Raw genomic sequence first — 16,738 nt, forward strand, 5'->3', positions numbered from 1 at the left:
CGTCCCATCTCCACGGTGCCGACCGTGCGGCCTTCGGCGCCGCCTCGGTCCGGCCACGAATCACTCGAATCCAGTCACCTCAGGATGGGTCTGTGAGCTCCGGCACGCATCGGGTGGCGATTCTCGTCTACGACGGGGTCAAGCTGCTGGACGTCGCCGGACCCGCCGAAGTGTTCGGGGAGGCGAATCTGCTCGGTGCCGACTACCGGATCGACCTGGTGTCGACGACCGGTGCCGACGTCGCCTCCTCGATCGGCATGCGGATCGCCGTCGACGGCAGAGCCGCAAGGGAGCCGGACCCCGACACGTTCCTGATGCCGGGCGGCGACGTCTATCCCCGGACCCCCGTCACGCGCGACCTGGCCGAAGCGGCCGGGGATCTGGCAGCCCGGGCCGGCCGGACCGCCTCCGTGTGCTCCGGTGCGTTCGTCCTCGGCGTGACGGGCCTCCTGGACGGCAAGCGGGCGACCACCCATTGGAAGATCGCGAGTGAACTCGCCGCCCGGCACCCGAAGACCCGCGTCGAACCCGACGCCATCTACGTGCGCGACGGCACGACGTACACCTCGGCCGGTGTCACCGCCGGCATCGACCTCGCGCTCGCTCTCGTCGAGGAGGACCACGGTCCCGACGTCAGCCGGGAGGTGGCCCGTTCTCTGGTCGTCTACCTGCAACGCGCGGGCGGCCAGTCACAGTTCTCCGCCCCCCTGCAGGGGCCGCCGCCCCGGTCGCCCGCTCTGCGTACGATCGTCGACCTGGTCACGGCGGATCCCGCCGGCAACTACTCCCTCGCCGAACTCGCCGGGCGTCTCAACCTCAGTACGCGTCACCTCACCAGGCTGTTCCGGGAGGAACTCGGGACCACGCCGGCCCGGTACGTCGAGTCCATCCGCTTCGGCATCGCGAAGTCGCTGCTCGACCGGGGATACACCGCGACGCAGACGGCGTCGTTGGCCGGTTTCCCGAGTTACGAGAGTCTGCGCCGTGTCTTCGCACGGGAGTTGTCCATCTCTCCGGCCGCCTACCAGCGCCGGTTCGCCACCGCCCGCCGCGCGCAGGCCGAGTAGCGTGCGACGGGGCGCGAACGACGACTCCGACCCGGACCTGCAGCGCTCCCCGCGCCCGCGGGACGGGCCCCCGCGGTGGTATGTCATCAGCCGCTTCGGCCAGGCGTAGGCGGTGATCGAGCCGTTGCCTGGCCCGCCGGGCATGCATGAGTGGCTTTTATGGTTTTCTGTTGGCCCAGCGCCCATGCCGAAGGAGCAGCCCATGACGAGTGCCCCCGTCCCTTTCCAGGTGTACAAGGCAGGAACGTACCTGCACGGCACGAAGGCGGACCTTGTTCCGGGGGATCTGCTGGTCCCCGGGTACGCATCCAACTATGAGGAAGGGCGCACGTCCCGCCACGTGTACTTTTCCGAGACCCTGGATGCCGCCGTCTGGGGCGCCGAGCTCGCAGCCGGCGACGGGCCGGGGCGGATCTATGTGGTGGAGCCGATCGGCGTTCTGGAGGACGATCCCAACGTCACCGACAAGAAGTTCCCGGGCAACCCGACCCGCTCCTATCGCACGAGCGAGCCCGTGCGCGTCGTGTCGGAACTCAAGGGCTGGGTCGGACATTCCCCGGAGCAGATCAAGGCCATGCTGGACGGCCTGGACGACCTTCGCCGCCGCGGTATCGCCACGATCCTGGACTGACGACGGTCGACCCTCTGTCACCGTTGATCGGCCCAGTTACGGGCCTCGAATGCCGAGCGGTGGGAACCTGGGCGGCATGGGCAAGACCGCACTGATCGTCATTGACATGATCAACACGTACGATCACGCTGACGCCGAGCTGCTGATTCCCTCGGTCGAGTCGGTAGTGCCCGTGCTGACCGATCTGCTGGACCGGGCGCGGCGCAGCGGCATCACTGTGATCTACGTCAACGACAACTTCGGAGAATGGCGCTCCCACCACGGCGAACTCCTCGAAGAAGCCCTCTCCGGGCCGCACGCCGGGCTCGTGCGGCCACTGCGGCCCGATGACTCCTCCCTCTTCGTGGTCAAGGCCCGCCACTCCGCCTTCTTCGAGACTCCACTGGACTATCTGCTCCGTGTCCAGGGCTTCGAACAGCTGGTGCTGTGCGGTCAGGTGACGGAGCAATGCGTGCTCTACTCCGCCCTGGACGCCCACATCCGCGGCTTCCAGGTCGTAGTTCCCCGCGACGCCGTGGCTCACATCCACGCCGACCTCGCCAACGCCGCGCTGCGCATGATGGAGCGGAACATGAGCGCCCAGGTGTGCGACAGCAATGAGCTGTGGGCATAGCGGCACTCATCAGGTCCGGGCCGCCCTGGCGCCGATGCCTACATGTTCCCCGGCGCCTGACCCGCCGCGGCGGAAGCCGTCTGCGCGGCGGCCGTCGAAAGAGCCTGGGCGGTCGCCGCGTCGGCGGGCAGGAACGCCTCCAGCTTCAGCTCGGCGAGTGTGACGTCGACGGCGGTCGCGAAGGTCGTGACGGTGGTCATCAGGTGCAGCTCACCATGGGAGGACTGCAACTGGAGCGGAACCGCGAAACCGAGCTGCCCGGCGGACGGTTCCAGCTCGGGAACGTACCCGGTGAGCTCGTCGCGCAGCTCCGCCAGATGGTGGAGGCGGGCCAGGATGTGGCGCGCCCACTCGGCGAGATTGCGGATGCGGGGAGCCACGCCGTCGGGATGCAGGGCAAGGCGGTAGACGTTCGTGCCCGGGCCCGTCAGCTCGGGTGCCGCTCCCTCGGTGATCAGGTCGAAGGCGGTGTTCGCGGCGATCAGGTCGCCACGGCGGTCCACCACGATCGCCGGATACGGCAGATGCCCGCGCAGGATGTGGTCGATCGCCGTGCGCACGGGAGCCAGTACCGGGGCGTCGAGTGAGCTCTCCGGGTAGGCGGGCGCGTACCCAGCGGCCAGCAGCAGTTCGTTGCGCTCCCGCAGCGGTAGTTCCAGCGACTCGGCCAGGCGCACGACCATGTCCCGTCCGGGCACGGACCTGCCGGACTCGATGAAACTGAGATGGCGCTGGGTCGTGCCGGCCCGCAGGGCGAGGTCGAGCTGGCTGAGCCGACGGCGGATACGGCTTTCGCGAAGTGCACCAGGGAAGTCCACGGACCTGTTGTATCGGCGGCAGGGGGAGCCGGGCCATTCCCCGGAGGGAATTGTCGCCACACCGCCCGGTCATGAGCATCGTCGGCATGGACATCGGTGTACTGCTTCCGACCGGAACCGCCCAGTGGGGCCCGGCCGACGACCCACGCGAACTGATCGCCTTCGGTCGCCGGGCCGAACTCCTGGGCTTTTCCTCGCTGTTCGTCAACGACTCCCTGGTCAGCCCCCGCATCGAGGCCCTCACGATGCTGGCCGCTCTCGCCCCGGCGACCGAGGCCGTGACGCTCGGCACGGGGGCACTGCTGCCGTTCCTCCGCCGGCCGGTCCAGACCGCGCAGTCACTCGCATCGATCGACCTGCTGTCCGGAGGCCGGCTCACCGTGGCCGTGGGTGCCGGGTTCCCCGGCCGCTTCGGACGGCCCCTCTACACGCTGTCCGAGCTGCCGTGGGAACGGCGCTTCGCCCGCCTGGACGAGACCGTCGCCCTGTGGCGGGCCGTGTGGGACGGCGCCGCCTCCTTCCACGGCGAGATCCTCCGGTTCTCCGGGATCCCGCCCATGACCCGCCCGTTCCGGGCCGGCGGCCCACCCGTCTGGCTCGGCGGCGCAGCCCCCGCGGCGCTGGCCCGTACCGGCCGGATGTACGACGGCTGGCTGCCCTACCCGCCGGACCCGGCCGAGTACACCTCCGGCCTTCGTGATGTCCGTGAAGCGGCGGCCGCCGCCGGACGTTCGGCCGGGGACATCACCCCGGCCCTGTTCGTCTCCGTGCACATCGCCGACGACATCGACAGCGGCCGTCAGGCACTCGACGCCTACGCACGGGCCACCTACGGCATGCCGCTGGAGGAACTGGAGAAGATCCAGGCCGTGGTGACCGGTACCGCCGACCAGGTGGGCGAGCGCCTGGCACAGTACGTGGCCGCCGGCGCCCGGCACATCGTCGGCCGGCTCGGCGCCCTGGACCTGCGTTCACAGCGCGAGCAGCTCGAACGGTTCGCGGAGCTGATCCCCGCCCTCCGGACGGCAGCGGGCCGGGCTGAAGCTCCTGACCGTGAGGCCGGCCGACCCTGAAGGACGGATCACGGTGCACCTGAGTACGGCCGCTCTTCGCCTCTCACGGGCTGCTGGTGTCCGCATCACTTGGCAGCAGAGTGAAGTCCGCCCAGTCGAAACCGGGCGCCACTACGCAGGTGACAAGCGCCGGTTCGCTGCCGAGGGGGCGGGCGGTTTGCCACCGCCCGGCGGGCACAACGGCCCACAGCGTCTGCCCAGCAGCCTGTTGAGGGCCGAGAAACACGGGGGAGGCTTGATCATCCGGCTCAGTGCTGTGCGTGAGGGCCAGTGCACCGCCCCTTTGCCACAGCCACAGCTCGTCGCTGGCGACGCGGTGCCAGCGGGAGTGCTCTCCGGGCGCCAGGAGGAAGTGGATGGCAGTAGCGGCCGCACGCCGTCCGCGAGCGGTGTCGACTTGCTCACCTGTCCACAGTCTCCGATACCAGCCGCCTTCCGGGTGCGGCTCGAGACCGAGTTCTGCGATGAGCGTGTGCGAGGCGCTGTCGCCGGCACCTTCTCGACCCATGGTTCGTTGTCCTTCTCCAGGCGGTCACGCAACGCTAGTGGCATCACACGGACCTTGTCTCCCTGGCAGCGGAGACGAGGCTCGCATGGTGCTCTCCGCACCCGCCGCCACCGGACCGAGATCGAGAAACCCTGGGCTTCTCAAGAGTCGGTGTGCGGCATGATGAGTCTGTGGATTTCGAGCCGTACCGGGGTGAGTTGGTGGCGTTCTGCTACCGGATGCTGGGTTCGTTCCATGAGGCCGAGGATCTGGTGCAGGAGACCTTGCTGCGCGCCTGGAAGGCCAGTGAGCGCTACGACCCGGCGCGCGCGTCGGTGCGGACCTGGCTGTACCGGATCGCGACGAACGTGTGCCTGACCGCACTGGAGGGACGCGCACGGCGCCCCCTGCCGTCCGGGCTGGGGGTGCCGAGCGAGGATCCCGGGGCGCCGCTGGTGCCGGCGCACGATGTGCCCTGGCTGGAGCCGTTCCCCGACGCGCGGTTCGATGTGGAGATCAGGGCCGATCTGCGGCTCGCGTGGGTGGCGGCGGTGCAGGTTCTGCCGGCGCGGCAGCGGGCGGTGCTGGTGCTGCGTGAGGTGCTGGCGTTCAGCGCCGCGGAGGTGGCCGAGCAGTTGGGGACCACGGTCGCGGCGGTCAACAGTGCGCTGCAGCGTGCCCGCGTCGCCCTGGCCGGTGTGGCCGATGCCGGGGCGGTCAGCGAGCCCGATGATCCTCAGGTGCGGGCGGTCGTCCAGCGTTACATGCAGGCGTTCGAGGCTGCGGACGTCCCCGCCTTGGTGCGGTTGCTGGCCGAGGACGCGGTGCTGGAGATGCCGCCGGTGCCGCTGTGGTACCGGGGCAGCCGGGACTACGGCCCGTTCATGGAGCGGGTGTTCGCGATGCGCGGCACGGGCTGGAGCGTGCGGGAGCTGACCGCGAACGGGCAGCCCGCGCTCGCCGCGTACGCGCCGGAGCCCGGTGGTGGGCATCGTCTGCACACCCTGCAGGTGTTCGGTGTCACCGACGGCCGCATCGTGCGCAACGTCGTGTTCGCCGATCCGCGGGTCTTCGACGCCTTCGAGCTGCCGCGGGAGATTTCCGCAGGCGATTTCCGCCGGGAGCGATGAGTCGGGGCGGTGCGGCCGGTACGTACCGGTGAGCACTGAACCGAAGGGAATCTCATCGTGAGTGTCATCGTCATCGAGTTCATCACCCTGGACGGGATCGTGTCCGACCCGGACGGGTCCGCGGGCACGCCGCTGGGCGGCTGGGCGTTCCGGTACGGCCCCGAGGCGGTCGCCGGGGACAAGTTCCGGCTCGGCCGCACATTGGACGAGGGGGCGCTGCTGCTCGGGCGCGCCACCTGGCAGCTGTTCTCGCGGCTGTGGCCGGGCCGCGACGATCCGTTCGCCGCGCGGATGAACGCCGTGCCGAAGCTGGTCGCCTCCCGCACCCTGACCCACGCCGACACCTCGGTGTGGCAGAACTCCCAGGTCGTCGACGGCGACCTGGTCGACGTCGTCAGTCGCGAGCGGCGCGATGTGGTCGTCACCGGGAGCCTGAGCGTCGTGGACCGGCTGATGGCCGCGGACCTGGTCGACGAGTACCGGCTGCTGACCTTCCCCACCGTCCTCGGCACGGGCCGGCGTCTCTTCCCGGCCGAGGGCCCTCACACCGAGCTGGAGTGCCTGGCTGTCGAGCAGGTCGGCGCCGCCGTCCTCACCCGCTACCGCAGGGCCACCCCATGACCGCCCGCTTCGTCGCCCGGAACGAGACACGAGCCGACCCCGCGTCATGTGTGTGGCGCAGCCGACAGAAGATCTCAGGCGTCATTCGCACAGAAGCGGGTATGTGCGGGCCGTGAACGGGTCAGTGAGCGCGATGTGGACGGATGCAGCACCTGTGGGCGAAGACGGCACCATGCCCGACAAACGGAGCATGCAGACCACGGCAGCTCTTGACGGCGACGGCACGGACATCGCCCACGCCCGCCGCCTCGCCGTCGACTTCCTCACCCGCGTCCAGACCGGGCACGGCCTGCCGGTCTCCCAGCGTGCCATGGACCTCGCGCAGCTTGTGGTGAGTGAGCTGGTCACCAACGCCCGCAAGTACGCCCCCGGCCCAGTGCTGCTGGATCTGCGCATCCTCGGCGACCTGGTCGAGATCGTGGTGTGGGACTCCGAACCGGTGCTTCCGGTGGCGCGGGCCGCGGATGTCGGCCGGGTCGGTCAGCACGGCCTGGAGATCGTGATGGCCGTCGCCCAGGGTTTCGAGGTCCAGCGGGAACCGGTCGGCAAGCGCGTCACTGCCCGCCTCGCCCTGGCCGACGACCCCGGCGGTGCCGTCTCCGGACGCCCGCCCCTGTAAAGAACGACGCGGCCGTCACGAGACGACGGCGTCGTCGAGTGTGTCCCGGATCTCCAGGAGGTTGTCGACTCCGGTGATCTCGCAGACCCGCCGGACCGGAGCGGACGGCGCGACCAGGCGCAAGGTGCCCGTCCGATGGGCGAGGATCAGCAGATTCAAGAATGTCGAGTCCGCGAAGGTGACGCCGGAAGCCTCCAGGACCACTCTGGAGTGCTCCTTCGCCGCCGCCTCGAGCGCCTCCGCCAACGGCGTGATCGACTCCATGTCGTAGGCGCCGCGAGCAGCGATCACCCAGGCCCCTCGCCATTCGTACTGCAGCACGCCGGCCTCCTGCGAGGCACGCCCCGTGGCCTGTTCCGGCAGCGGCGTGCCGCCGGAGTCGCTCATGAGGGTCGGCCCCACAGCCTCGTCCCGCAGCACCTTCGGGCTCCTCCCTGTGCTCTCCCTGACGGAGCACACGTCATCCGTTGCATGAAAACTATGTCATGTAACTGGGTTCCTGCAACAACGCCCTCTAAGATGCCGGACATGGTTGGAGCACCTGAGTCACACACCGGATGGACGTTCATCACCAGCCACGCGCGCGTGCTTGCGGCCATCGCGGACAACCCGAACGCCCGCATCCGCGACCTCGCCGCCCATTGCCGGCTCACGGAGCGCGCCGTCGCGCGGATCATCTCCGATCTCGAGCAGGACGGTTACCTCTCCCGCACCCGGGAGGGCCGCACGAACACCTACCGCATCGAGCCGGACAAAGTGCTGCGCCACCCGGCCGAGGCGGGCCTGGCCGTGGCCTCCCTGCTCTCCCTGCTCGTGCAGGACGAGACCGAACGCACCACGACCCCGGCCGCGACCGCTGCCACGCGGTAAGGCGTCGTTCCACGGCATCGCTGCCCGCCGGCCGGAGGCCAGTACGGTCATGGACGTACTGCGGGGCAGGATGCCGCTCAGGTGACCGGACTGGCCGACGACGCATCGCTACTTTCGCTGGGCTGCTACCCGGACTTGCTGGGCGATGTCCTCCAGCACGGTCTTCGGGTCGGCGGAGGGTGCGACGGCCTTGCCGATGTTGCGCTTGATGGTGTTGCTGACCTGCAGCCATGACGGTTCGTTGACCGGGTAGAGCTGGGCTGTGCGCAGTGCGGTGAGGAACTGCTCGGTGCCGGGGTCCGTCGCCGTGCCCTGGGAGGCCTGGGTGGCGGTCACCGTCGAGGGCAGCAGGTGGTAGCGCCCGGCGAAGTCGTTGAGGTTCTTGTCCTGGTAGACGAAGTTGAGGAATGCGCCGACCAGTTCACGATTGCCGTCGTGCTTGAAGGCCATCATCCAGTCGGCGACGCCCACCGACGGCGGGGTCTCGCCTTCGCGCAGCGTGTCCGACACCGGCATGGTCAGCGTGCCGACCTTCATGCCCTTGTCTCGCGCTTCGTCGAGGAGTGAGGGGTAGCCGTTGACCATGCCGACGTCGCCGCGCAGGAAGGCGGTGAAGGCGTCCTGCCGGTTGAGCTCGGCAGGCGGGACCGGGCCGGTCAGGCCCGGTGCAACCAGGTTGTCCTTGATCCAGCGGAAGGTCTGGGTGTTCTGCTCCGACGCGATGTTGTAGCCGCCGCTGTGGTCGGTGTACCCGCCGCCGTTGCTCAGTTCCCAGATGAGGGCTTCGGCGTGCGCTTCCTCGGGACCGAGCGGCAGGGCGTACGGATAGAGCACACCCTCATGCTTCAGTGCCTTGGCCGCGTGCTTCAGGTCCGACCAGGTCTTCGGCGGCTCCGCTCCGGCCTTGTCGAACAACTCCTCGTTGTAGAAGAGGAGCCGGCTGCTGGCCACGAAGGGCAGGCCGTAGAGCGTGTCGTCGACCGAGCCGGCCTCTGCGAGTGGCGGCAGGAAGTTCGCCTCGGCCTTGATCGGCAGCAGCTGATCGGCGGCGTAAAGGCGGCCTTGGGCGGCGAAATCGGAGTACGCGCCCATAAGAGCCACGTCCGGGGCATTGTCCTCCTGGACCATGCGGGTGACCTCGCGGTCGATGTCGGCCCACGGATAGAGCGTCACGTCGACCTTCTTGCCGGGGTGGGCGGCGGTGAAGGCGGCGGTCAGCTTGTCCCAGTACGCCTTGGAGCTGGTCGCCGGGCTGTCGCCGTACTCGGGGACCACCAGGCGCAACTTGGTCCCGCCTCTTTCGGACGAGCCGCAGGCGGTGAGGGCGGAGCCCAGCAGTCCGAATGCGGCCACGCAGGCGGTCATGCCGAAGAGTCTTGGTCGCACGGATGTTTCCTCTTGATCTTTCCAGCAGTGCAACCGGAATCCTCTCCCGGCGCGGGGGGAAAAGCGCCCCCTCCCGGACAACTGTGGCCATAGCTCCAACTGAGCCGATTCCGAATGGTGTCTTCCGATATGCCGCCGCTGATTCCGACGCGCGTAGAACCCTGCGTGACGGATCGGCACCTGGCGTACACGGCCCGCGAGCCGGCGGAGTTCACCCTGTCCGAGGGGCAGCGCGTTCGCTCGTCACCACCAGTAGACGGGGTAGCGAGGTGCATGCTTGGGCAGCCCGGTGATGGTCCCGGCGCTGACCAGAAGCAGAGTTGCGGTGAGCAGAAGGGTGAGGAACCTCAGGGGGGCGGGTGACTGCAGGACGACGATGACGGCGGTGGCCGCTGCCGGGGAGTGAGGCGTCCTGGTGATCATCATGGTGCCGAGAGCGAGGCCGCCTGCCAGGGCGGCAGCCCACGTCGAGCTCCCGAAGCAGGCCAGCACCAGGTAGCCGCCGAGTGCGGACAGCAGGTGGCCGCCGATCAGGCTGCGCGGCTGCGCGAGAGGCAGCTGCGGGGTGCTGTGCACGAGGGCAGCGCTGGCGGCGAGGGGCGGGATGAGCAGCGGTTCGTGCAACACAGCGCCCGTAGCGGCCAACAGCAGCAGCACGGAGATGACGGAGGTCGTGGCGTGAAGGGCGTGACGGTGTCCGGCGGGGGCGGGAGCGCGGCCGGCGAGCAAGCGCCGGGCAGCCGGGCGCGGGGTGGTATCGGTACTCACGTGTCTCTCGGGACCTTGGCCTGGGGCCTGGAATGCGGGCAGGGGGGAACGGTCCCGTGCTGATGTGCAACGCGCCCCGTGGTCGACGTGGGCTGACCTTGCGCCGAGCTTCCGATCGGGGCGGCGCAGTCCTGGTCCTTATCTAACCAGCAGGTGGCAGCGGTGTTGCGGGCGGCCCCCGCCCATGCTCAGGGACCTCTACGGTGCCCCGCGACAACGAGGCCGGCCGTGCTGTCCGAGGCGCTTCTTCCTGGCCCATGGGCAGGGCAGGGCGGGTCTGGGAGGATGTCGCGGTGACCGGCATCGATGACATCGCCCGCCAGATGCTCGTCCGTCGCGGCTTCGTTCTGGAGTCCGCCACCCTCGGCTGGAACGTCATCGGCATCGTGGTGCTCACCGTGGCCGCGATCTCGGCGCGGTCCGTGGCACTGGCCGGGTTCGGTCTTGACTCCCTGATCGAGATCGGCGCCTCCACCGTGGTGATCTGGGAGCTGTCCGGTACAGGCGAGGAGCGCCGACGCCGTGCGCTGAAGCTGATCGGTGTCGGCTTCGGCCTGCTGGCGGCCTATTTGCTGGTCCAGTCCACATGGGTGCTGGCCAGTGGCTTCCGGCCCCACCACTCGCGGCTTGGAGTCGGCTGGACCGCGGTCACCGCCGCCGTGATGTTCGCGCTCGCCGCCGGCAAGGCACGTACCGGTACGGCGCTGGACAACCCGGTGCTGAAGACCGAGGGGCGGGTGACCCTGATCGACGGCCTGCTGGCAGTCGCCGTGCTGCTGGGCCTCCTGCTGAATTCTCTGGCCGGCCTTTGGTGGGCCGACCCGGCCGCCGGATACGTGCTGGTCTACTATGCGCTGCGGGAGACCAAGGAGATCTTCGGCGACCGCTGACGCAGGGTCGGTGAGCGCGCTTCGTGGCCGACGGTGTCGTTCCCCGGCATGGCCTGGACGTGAGCGAACCGAGGTGACGCACTGCGGGAGCCCTGAGGTGACGCACTGCGGGCGCCCAGGGTGTGTCACCTCACGCTGACAGATCAAGGCCTCATCTCCCGCTCCGCGCCGTGCGGGTCGGGGTGAGAAGAGTACGCAGGTCGATGACGCGGTAACCGCGGGCCGTGAACGCGTCGAGGATCCGGGGAAGTGCCTGCGGGTCGATCACCTCATCACGTCCCTGGGACGCGCCGACGTGCATCTGCAGGATCGCCCCTGGACGAAGAGCGTCCAGCGCCCGGCGTACCGCGCGGTCCACGGTCATGCCCCCCTCGGTGCCCTTCCACCCGTTGGTGTCGGTGGTGAATTCGATGTCCGCGAATCCCAGTTCGTTGACCTGTCCGATCTGGGCAGGGGTGGTCTCGCCGTAGGGGAACCGGAAGAACGGGGTCAGGGCGCGCCCTGCTCCGGCGGCGCGCAGGGCCCGGTCCGCTGCCCGGACCTCCCGGCTCCTTCCGGCAGCGGTCAGGTCGTTGAAGTAGGGATGGCTGTAGGAGTGGTTGCCCAGCCCGTGCCCCGCAGCGGCGATCCTCTTGACCACCTCACGGTAGCGGTCGGCGAAGTCGCCGGTCAGGAAGAACGTGGCCGGTGTGCGCCGGTGGGCGAGCTCACCGAGGACGCGTTCCAGGCCGGCGTCGTTCCAGGCCGCGTTGAACGTCACCGCGACCACCTGTTCGCGCGTGGCCATCACACGGTTCTCGGACCCGAACAGAGCCCGAAGGCCCTCGTCCGCAATCGCCGCCGACCCTGGCGAAAAGGGCCTGGCCGTCGCGCGGGCGGCTACGGGTGTCGCCCCCCACGCCGCGGCGAGGAGCCCGGCGGACACCAGGCGGCGGGAGACAGACCGGCGTGCGGGGACAGAGCGTGCTTCCATGCCACCGTCATCGGCAGGCCCTCGTCCGCCCTTGAGCGACCTTCCGCGGGCGTGTCCCCTGCGGCGGCCCCAGCCTGCCCGGTGCGGCCTCGGGGGCGTGGCCGGCCTGCCGGTGTCCCGTCCGGTCCGGACGGGGCTCCACCGGAGGTGGTGGGCCGCGCCCGACGGTCGGATGATGGCTGATGTGCCGCCACCTCCTTCCGCCCCGGCTCTCGGCTCCCCCCCCGGCGGTCGGCGCCGGGACGGACGTATCCGCGCGGGCGGGTCGGCCGTGCCGCGCGGACGGGACCGCGAAGGAGTGACCCCGCAGATGGATGTCTACCGTGAGCTCTACCGGCGCAGCATCGCCGAGCCCGAGGCTTTCTGGGCTGAGGCCGCCACATCCGTGACCTGGGACCGGGACCCGGTGCGGGTCCTGGACTCGGGGCGCCCGCCGTTCCACCGCTGGTTTCCCGACGCCGCGATCAACACCTGCCGCAACGCCCTCGACCGCCACGTCGAGGCCGGCCACGGCGCCCGCACCGCCCTGATCCACGACAGCCCCGTCACCGGCACCACGAGCAGCGTCAGCTACGCCCAACTCCTGGACGTGACCGCACGGTTCGCCGGTGTGCTGCGCGGCCTCGGCGTCGGCAAGGGCGACCGCGTGGTCATCTCCATGCCGATGGTGCCGCAGGCCGTGATCGCGATGCTGGCCTGCGCCCGGATCGGAGCGGTCCACTCCGTCGTCTTCGGCGGCTTCGCCGCGAAGGAACTCGCCGTGCGTATCGACGACGCCCGGCCCAAGGTCGTCGTGTCCGCGTCCTGCGGCATCGAGGCCAGCCGTGTGATCCCGTACAAGCCGATGCTCGACGAGGCACTGCGGCTGGCCCACCACACGCCTGAGCGCTGTGTGATCCTGCAGCGGCCGCAGGCCCCGGCCGACCTCGGCGACCGCGACCTCGACTGGGACGAGGCGACGGCGGCCGCCGAACCCGCCGACTGCGTGACGGTGGCCGCGGCCGACCCGCTGTACATCCTGTACACCTCGGGCACCACCGGACGGCCCAAGGGTGTCGTCCGTGACAACGGCGGTCACGCCGTCGCCCTCGCCTGGAGCATGCGCCACATCTACGGCATCGACCCCGGTGACGTGTGGTGGGCCGCCTCCGACGTCGGCTGGGTCGTCGGCCACTCCTACATCGTCTACGCCCCGCTGATCGCCGGTGCCACGACCGTCATCTACGAGGGCAAGCCCGTCGGCACCCCGGACGCCGGAGCCTTCTGGCGGGTGATCGCCGAGCATGACGTGAAGGCCCTGTTCACCGCGCCCACCGCGATCCGCGCGATCAAGAAGGAGGACCCGGAAGGCGCCCTCTTCGCCCAGTACGGTGTGAGCAGCCTGCGCAGCCTCTTCCTCGCCGGCGAGCGGCTCGACACCGACACGTACGCGTGGGCGACGGGCGTCCTCGGGGTGCCCGTCGTCGACAACTGGTGGCAGACGGAAACGGGCTGGCCGATCACCGCTGCGCCTCGCGGTGTCGACGGCGTCGCCCTCCGGCCCGGCTCGCCCGGTGTGCCGATGCCGGGCTACGACCTGCGCATCCTCGACCCGGCCGGCAACGAGTGCGCCCCGGGCCAGGACGGCGCGGTGGTCCTGGGCCTGCCGCTGCCGCCGGGCGCCCTGCCGACACTGTGGCAGGACGACGAGCGGTACGTGGCCTCGTACCTGTCGCAGTATCCGGGGTACTACCTCACCGGTGACGGCGGGCACGTCGACGAGGACGGCTACGTCTTCGTCACCGGCCGCATCGACGACGTCATCAACGTCGCCGGGCACCGGCTGTCCACCGGCGTCATCGAGGAGGTGGTGGCCTCCCATCCGGACGTCGCGGAGTGCGCGGTGATCGCCGTGCCGGACGAGCTGAAGGGACAGGTGCCGCGCGCCTTGGCCGTCCTCAAGGCCGGCGCCGAAACAACGCCGGACCGGCTGGAGCGCGAGATCGTCGCAGAGGTACGTGGCCAGGTCGGCGCCGTCGCCTCCTTGAAGCAGGTCACCGTGGTGCCCGCGCTGCCCAAGACCCGTTCGGGCAAGATCCTCCGGGCGGCCATGCGCGACATCGCCGACGGCCGTGACACCCCGACTCCCGCCACGGTCGAGGACCCGGCCGTACTCGACGCACTGCGCCGAACCCTCCGCCCGCAGCCCTGAGGCGAACATCGCACGTCGTCCCCCGGGCCCCTTCCCGTCGGAGGTGGTAGGCGTCGGCCCTGACCACTCACCTCCCGGCGTGCCTTACGCACACAGCCTCGGCCCAGGTCGGGCCGAGGCTGTGGGGCGGTCGGGGGAGTGCGTTCGCGATGCGGGAATCAGTGGCGGAGCCGCAACCGCTCTCGCCAGGAGGGGCGGCCCGTGTCACCGTCGTCGGCGTCCGGAGCCCGGTGGGAAGGGTCGGGCTCGGTGAAGTAGGCGCTGTCCTTGGGACGTTGTCGGTCCGCGGCCGGGCGGGGGCGCGGCGCCGGCTCCAGGTGGGGGATGTACTTGGAGCAGTGTATGTAGGCTTCGTCGACGGTGAGATGGACCCACAGCTGGGGCTGGCGACCGGGCGCTGCTTCGGTCGGCAGATGCGGGTACCACGTGCGCAGTTCGCTGTCGGTGTACAGCCGCACTGTGCCGTTGACGTGAAGCCCGATGTGATCGTGGGTGAAGTCCATGAACAGCATGCCGAGGTGGGGATTCTCGGTCATGTTGCCCGCACTGGCGAGGACGCCGTTGCCCCGGTACTCGGGATAGGTCAGCGTGCGGTCGTCGAGACAGACGCAGAATCCTGGCGGTCCCGAGCGGAAGCTGGTGTCGCAGGCTCCCCGGGAGTCCGCCGTCGACAGGAACACCATGTTCTGGCGGGCTATGAACTCCCGCATGGCGGGCGTCAGGTAGGGGTGTACCTGGCGGTCGTAGAAGGCGTCCGCTCGGTCGGTGGTGCCGAGTTGTTGCTGCAGCAGTCGTTCACCGAGGGAGCCGGTCGTCTCGGGGCCGTTCACAGCTGGTCGGTCTCCTGTTCGGGCGCGGGCGGCCCCAGAGGGGCGGTCAGGACGGGGACGTCCCAGGGGTCGTAATGGATGTGATGCGGCGGGACACCATGACGCCGCAGGGCCTGCACGGCTTCGCCGAGCATCTGCGGGGGGCCGCACAGGTACGCCTCGTGCCGGTACCAGGGGCCGAATTCCGCCAGCACCTCGGGCAGGGTGCCCTCCAGGCCCACGATCCGCTCGTGGGAGACCGCGGCGCGGACGCGGAGCCAGTGGTAGCGCTGGGACATCCGCAGCATGTCGTTGAGTCCGTACAGTTCGTCCGCGGTTCTGGCGCCGATGAACAGACTGACTTCCTGGGCGTTGCCGATGCCGTCCTGTGCCGCCTGCTCGATCAGGGCGCGGATCGGAGCCAGGCCGGTGCCGCCGGCGACGAAGAGCAGGTCCCGCCCGGTGGTCGGGCGGAGCACCATGTCGCCTTCCGGCGGGCCCAGCCGGACGGGATCTCCTGGACGGGCATGGTGGACCAGCGCGTTGCTGACCTTGCCTCCGGACACGGCACGGACGTGGAAGGTCAGCTGCGAGTTGGGCCGTGGGGCGTGCGCGGGGGAGTAGTGCCGCCACAGTCTCGGCGCCCAGGGTGTCTCGATGCTCACGTACTGGCCCGCCACGAAGGGGTACGGCTGCTGGGGCTGGACGGTGATCTCCGCGATTCCGGGACCGCGGTGCACGTGCTCGACGATGTGCGCCTGCCACACGGCCGGCCGGTGACGCGCGTCTTCGTCGGCGGCACCGGCCATGACGTTCGCGGCAGCGGTGTAGGCCCGGTGCCACGCCCCGGCCAACGCCGGGCTCCAGGCCGGTCCCGCGTAGTGGGAGAGGGCTTGCAGGAGGCATTCGCCGACGGCCGGGTAATGAGCGCTCTGCGTGCCGAACTTGCGGTGGCCGCGCCCCAGACGCGAGCAGAACGCGACGAGATTCGCGGGATCGTCGACCAGTTCGACGATGCGCAGCAGACCGCGCACCAGACGTTCCCGCTGGACGTCGAGTTCGGCCGGGAACATCTCCCTGAGCTGTGGGTAACGGGTGAACAGGATGTCGTAGAAGTACCCGGCCATCTCGGCGACGTGAGGCCCGACAACCGCCAGGCTGGACCGCACCAGCGCGACGTCCTCCGCGCTGACGGGAGGCTGGGCGGCTGCGGTGAGGTGGGCCATCGAGGCGGGAGACGGGCCGGGTGGGACGGTTTCGCTCCATCCGTCCGCCGGCCCCGGTGACGTATCCGGATTCCAGGTGTGTTGCATGGATCCGAACCTGCCCGTCACCGTTGATCCCAGGCGTGCCCCGCCGCCGATGTGGCACTGCCGTGTGGGCGCAACCTCTTCTGCAGCTCTTTGATGCGCGCAAGACACCTCGGCTGAGACGGAATCACCGCAAGGCGGAACGGTCCGACCACGTCGCTCGCTCGATTCCCCGCGGAGAGGCCGAAACCCAGCCCGGACGAGTCACGGCCCTCCCGCCGGACCACCCCCAGCGCCGGGCGACGCCGAACGGACCCGTTCCGGGTCGGGGACGGGCGCCGCAGGGAATGGCTTCCGGCATGGACTTGACCAAGGTGCGGTTTGGGTGCGACATGCGTGATGCCAGTGCGCTGGCGAGCGCTGCACATGGAACACACGGACCTTTCTCTCACCGCGTCGGCGTGCTCGGCAGGAGCAGGGCGACGTCGTCGTCGGGCGCTGGACCGAAGCTGCCGGGAGCCCCCGCCCATGTGTGAACAGGT

Annotated in this window: 18 protein-coding genes; 10 read left to right on the forward strand and 8 right to left on the reverse strand. The window is 69.9% G+C overall.

Features of this window, described 5'->3' with window-relative positions:
• Positions 1 to 92 precede the first annotated feature (92 nt).
• From AB0J12_RS13245 to AB0J12_RS13255, 3 genes are all read left to right on the forward strand, one after another.
• Entirely contained in the window at positions 93 to 1,067 is a 975-nt protein-coding gene (locus AB0J12_RS13245) for a DJ-1/PfpI family protein (RefSeq protein ID WP_363264385.1), read from the forward strand.
• 202 nt (positions 1,068 to 1,269) lie between these two features.
• Positions 1,270 to 1,698 (forward strand): NAD(+)--rifampin ADP-ribosyltransferase, encoded by a 429-nt coding sequence (gene arr / locus AB0J12_RS13250; protein WP_363264386.1) that lies wholly within the window; start codon positions 1,270 to 1,272, stop codon positions 1,696 to 1,698.
• Positions 1,699 to 1,774: 76 nt separating this feature from the next.
• Positions 1,775 to 2,311, forward strand: coding sequence for an isochorismatase family cysteine hydrolase (locus AB0J12_RS13255; RefSeq protein ID WP_363264387.1), 537 nt, complete (start codon positions 1,775 to 1,777; stop codon positions 2,309 to 2,311).
• 38 nt (positions 2,312 to 2,349) lie between these two features.
• Here AB0J12_RS13255 and AB0J12_RS13260 read toward each other — a convergent pair whose 3' ends face one another.
• The gene (locus AB0J12_RS13260) at positions 2,350 to 3,129 is read right to left on the reverse strand and encodes a helix-turn-helix domain-containing protein (RefSeq protein ID WP_363264388.1); all 780 of its coding nucleotides are present in this window, start codon (positions 3,127 to 3,129) and stop codon (positions 2,350 to 2,352) included.
• Positions 3,130 to 3,200: 71 nt separating this feature from the next.
• Between AB0J12_RS13260 and AB0J12_RS13265 the strand changes: the two genes are divergently transcribed.
• On the forward strand, positions 3,201 to 4,202 hold the full coding sequence (locus AB0J12_RS13265; protein ID WP_363264389.1) for an LLM class flavin-dependent oxidoreductase: 1,002 nt from the start codon (positions 3,201 to 3,203) through the stop codon (positions 4,200 to 4,202).
• Between the two features lie 43 nt (positions 4,203 to 4,245).
• Here the strand turns inward: AB0J12_RS13265 and AB0J12_RS13270 are convergent, their stop codons facing one another.
• Positions 4,246 to 4,710 carry a cupin domain-containing protein gene (locus AB0J12_RS13270; protein WP_363264390.1) on the reverse strand — a complete coding sequence of 155 codons (465 nt, stop codon included), beginning with the start codon at positions 4,708 to 4,710 and terminating at the stop codon, positions 4,246 to 4,248.
• Positions 4,711 to 4,862: 152 nt separating this feature from the next.
• Between AB0J12_RS13270 and AB0J12_RS13275 the strand changes: the two genes are divergently transcribed.
• The 3 genes from AB0J12_RS13275 (at position 4,863) to AB0J12_RS13285 (ending at position 7,059) form a co-directional block, all read left to right on the forward strand.
• Entirely contained in the window at positions 4,863 to 5,819 is a 957-nt protein-coding gene (locus AB0J12_RS13275) for a sigma-70 family RNA polymerase sigma factor (RefSeq protein WP_363264391.1), read from the forward strand.
• 57 nt (positions 5,820 to 5,876) lie between these two features.
• On the forward strand, positions 5,877 to 6,440 hold the full coding sequence (locus tag AB0J12_RS13280; protein ID WP_363264392.1) for a dihydrofolate reductase family protein: 564 nt from the start codon (positions 5,877 to 5,879) through the stop codon (positions 6,438 to 6,440).
• A 190-nt stretch (positions 6,441 to 6,630) separates the two neighbouring features.
• Positions 6,631 to 7,059 (forward strand): ATP-binding protein, encoded by a 429-nt coding sequence (locus tag AB0J12_RS13285; RefSeq protein WP_363264393.1) that lies wholly within the window; start codon positions 6,631 to 6,633, stop codon positions 7,057 to 7,059.
• Positions 7,060 to 7,074: 15 nt separating this feature from the next.
• Here AB0J12_RS13285 and AB0J12_RS13290 read toward each other — a convergent pair whose 3' ends face one another.
• On the reverse strand, positions 7,075 to 7,479 hold the full coding sequence (locus AB0J12_RS13290) for an STAS domain-containing protein (protein ID WP_363264394.1): 405 nt from the start codon (positions 7,477 to 7,479) through the stop codon (positions 7,075 to 7,077).
• Positions 7,480 to 7,587: 108 nt separating this feature from the next.
• Here AB0J12_RS13290 and AB0J12_RS13295 point away from each other — a divergent pair, with 108 nt between their 5' ends.
• Positions 7,588 to 7,929 carry a helix-turn-helix domain-containing protein gene (locus AB0J12_RS13295; protein ID WP_363264395.1) on the forward strand — a complete coding sequence of 114 codons (342 nt, stop codon included), beginning with the start codon at positions 7,588 to 7,590 and terminating at the stop codon, positions 7,927 to 7,929.
• A 108-nt stretch (positions 7,930 to 8,037) separates the two neighbouring features.
• On the opposite strand, the gene AB0J12_RS13300 is transcribed toward AB0J12_RS13295, so the two are convergent.
• Positions 8,038 to 9,294, reverse strand: coding sequence for an extracellular solute-binding protein (locus AB0J12_RS13300; protein ID WP_363264575.1), 1,257 nt, complete (start codon positions 9,292 to 9,294; stop codon positions 8,038 to 8,040).
• Between the two features lie 264 nt (positions 9,295 to 9,558).
• Complete coding sequence (locus AB0J12_RS13305; RefSeq protein ID WP_363264396.1) at positions 9,559 to 10,083, reverse strand: HPP family protein; 525 nt, start codon at positions 10,081 to 10,083, stop codon at positions 9,559 to 9,561.
• A 293-nt stretch (positions 10,084 to 10,376) separates the two neighbouring features.
• On the opposite strand from AB0J12_RS13305, the gene AB0J12_RS13310 reads away from it, so the two are divergent.
• Complete coding sequence (locus AB0J12_RS13310) at positions 10,377 to 10,973, forward strand: cation transporter (RefSeq protein ID WP_363264397.1); 597 nt, start codon at positions 10,377 to 10,379, stop codon at positions 10,971 to 10,973.
• A 151-nt stretch (positions 10,974 to 11,124) separates the two neighbouring features.
• On the opposite strand, the gene AB0J12_RS13315 is transcribed toward AB0J12_RS13310, so the two are convergent.
• Positions 11,125 to 11,760 (reverse strand): polysaccharide deacetylase family protein, encoded by a 636-nt coding sequence (locus AB0J12_RS13315; protein ID WP_363264398.1) that lies wholly within the window; start codon positions 11,758 to 11,760, stop codon positions 11,125 to 11,127.
• Positions 11,761 to 12,256: 496 nt separating this feature from the next.
• Here AB0J12_RS13315 and AB0J12_RS13320 point away from each other — a divergent pair, with 496 nt between their 5' ends.
• Positions 12,257 to 14,137: a propionyl-CoA synthetase gene (locus AB0J12_RS13320; protein WP_363264399.1), complete on the forward strand. Its 1,881-nt coding sequence runs from the start codon at positions 12,257 to 12,259 to the stop codon at positions 14,135 to 14,137.
• A 158-nt stretch (positions 14,138 to 14,295) separates the two neighbouring features.
• Here the strand turns inward: AB0J12_RS13320 and AB0J12_RS13325 are convergent, their stop codons facing one another.
• Both AB0J12_RS13325 and AB0J12_RS13330 read right to left on the reverse strand, forming a co-directional pair.
• The gene (locus AB0J12_RS13325) at positions 14,296 to 14,967 is read right to left on the reverse strand and encodes a pyridoxamine 5'-phosphate oxidase family protein (RefSeq protein ID WP_363264400.1); all 672 of its coding nucleotides are present in this window, start codon (positions 14,965 to 14,967) and stop codon (positions 14,296 to 14,298) included.
• The gene (locus AB0J12_RS13330) at positions 14,964 to 16,172 is read right to left on the reverse strand and encodes a globin domain-containing protein (RefSeq protein ID WP_363264401.1); all 1,209 of its coding nucleotides are present in this window, start codon (positions 16,170 to 16,172) and stop codon (positions 14,964 to 14,966) included. The genes AB0J12_RS13325 and AB0J12_RS13330 overlap by 4 nt, the downstream gene beginning before the upstream one ends.
• Positions 16,173 to 16,738: the final 566 nt, after the last annotated feature.

Source organism: Streptomyces sp. NPDC049915, assembly GCF_040656475.1.
Lineage (GTDB): Bacteria > Actinomycetota > Actinomycetes > Streptomycetales > Streptomycetaceae > Streptomyces.

What these genes read in the sequence shown, in the direction of transcription:
- arr (WP_363264386.1), top strand. Translation starts at nt 1,270, where the DNA reads ATGACGAGTGCCCCCGTCCCTTTCCAGGTGTACAAGGCAGGAACGTAC.
- AB0J12_RS13255 (WP_363264387.1), top strand. Translation starts at nt 1,775, where the DNA reads ATGGGCAAGACCGCACTGATCGTCATTGACATGATCAACACGTACGAT.
- AB0J12_RS13265 (WP_363264389.1), top strand. Translation starts at nt 3,201, where the DNA reads ATGAGCATCGTCGGCATGGACATCGGTGTACTGCTTCCGACCGGAACC.
- AB0J12_RS13270 (WP_363264390.1), bottom strand. Translation starts at nt 4,710, where the DNA reads ATGGGTCGAGAAGGTGCCGGCGACAGCGCCTCGCACACGCTCATCGCA.
- AB0J12_RS13285 (WP_363264393.1), top strand. Translation starts at nt 6,631, where the DNA reads ATGCAGACCACGGCAGCTCTTGACGGCGACGGCACGGACATCGCCCAC.
- AB0J12_RS13295 (WP_363264395.1), top strand. Translation starts at nt 7,588, where the DNA reads ATGGTTGGAGCACCTGAGTCACACACCGGATGGACGTTCATCACCAGC.
- AB0J12_RS13300 (WP_363264575.1), bottom strand. Translation starts at nt 9,294, where the DNA reads ATGACCGCCTGCGTGGCCGCATTCGGACTGCTGGGCTCCGCCCTCACC.
- AB0J12_RS13315 (WP_363264398.1), bottom strand. Translation starts at nt 11,760, where the DNA reads ATGGCCACGCGCGAACAGGTGGTCGCGGTGACGTTCAACGCGGCCTGG.
- AB0J12_RS13320 (WP_363264399.1), top strand. Translation starts at nt 12,257, where the DNA reads ATGGATGTCTACCGTGAGCTCTACCGGCGCAGCATCGCCGAGCCCGAG.
- AB0J12_RS13330 (WP_363264401.1), bottom strand. Translation starts at nt 16,172, where the DNA reads ATGGCCCACCTCACCGCAGCCGCCCAGCCTCCCGTCAGCGCGGAGGAC.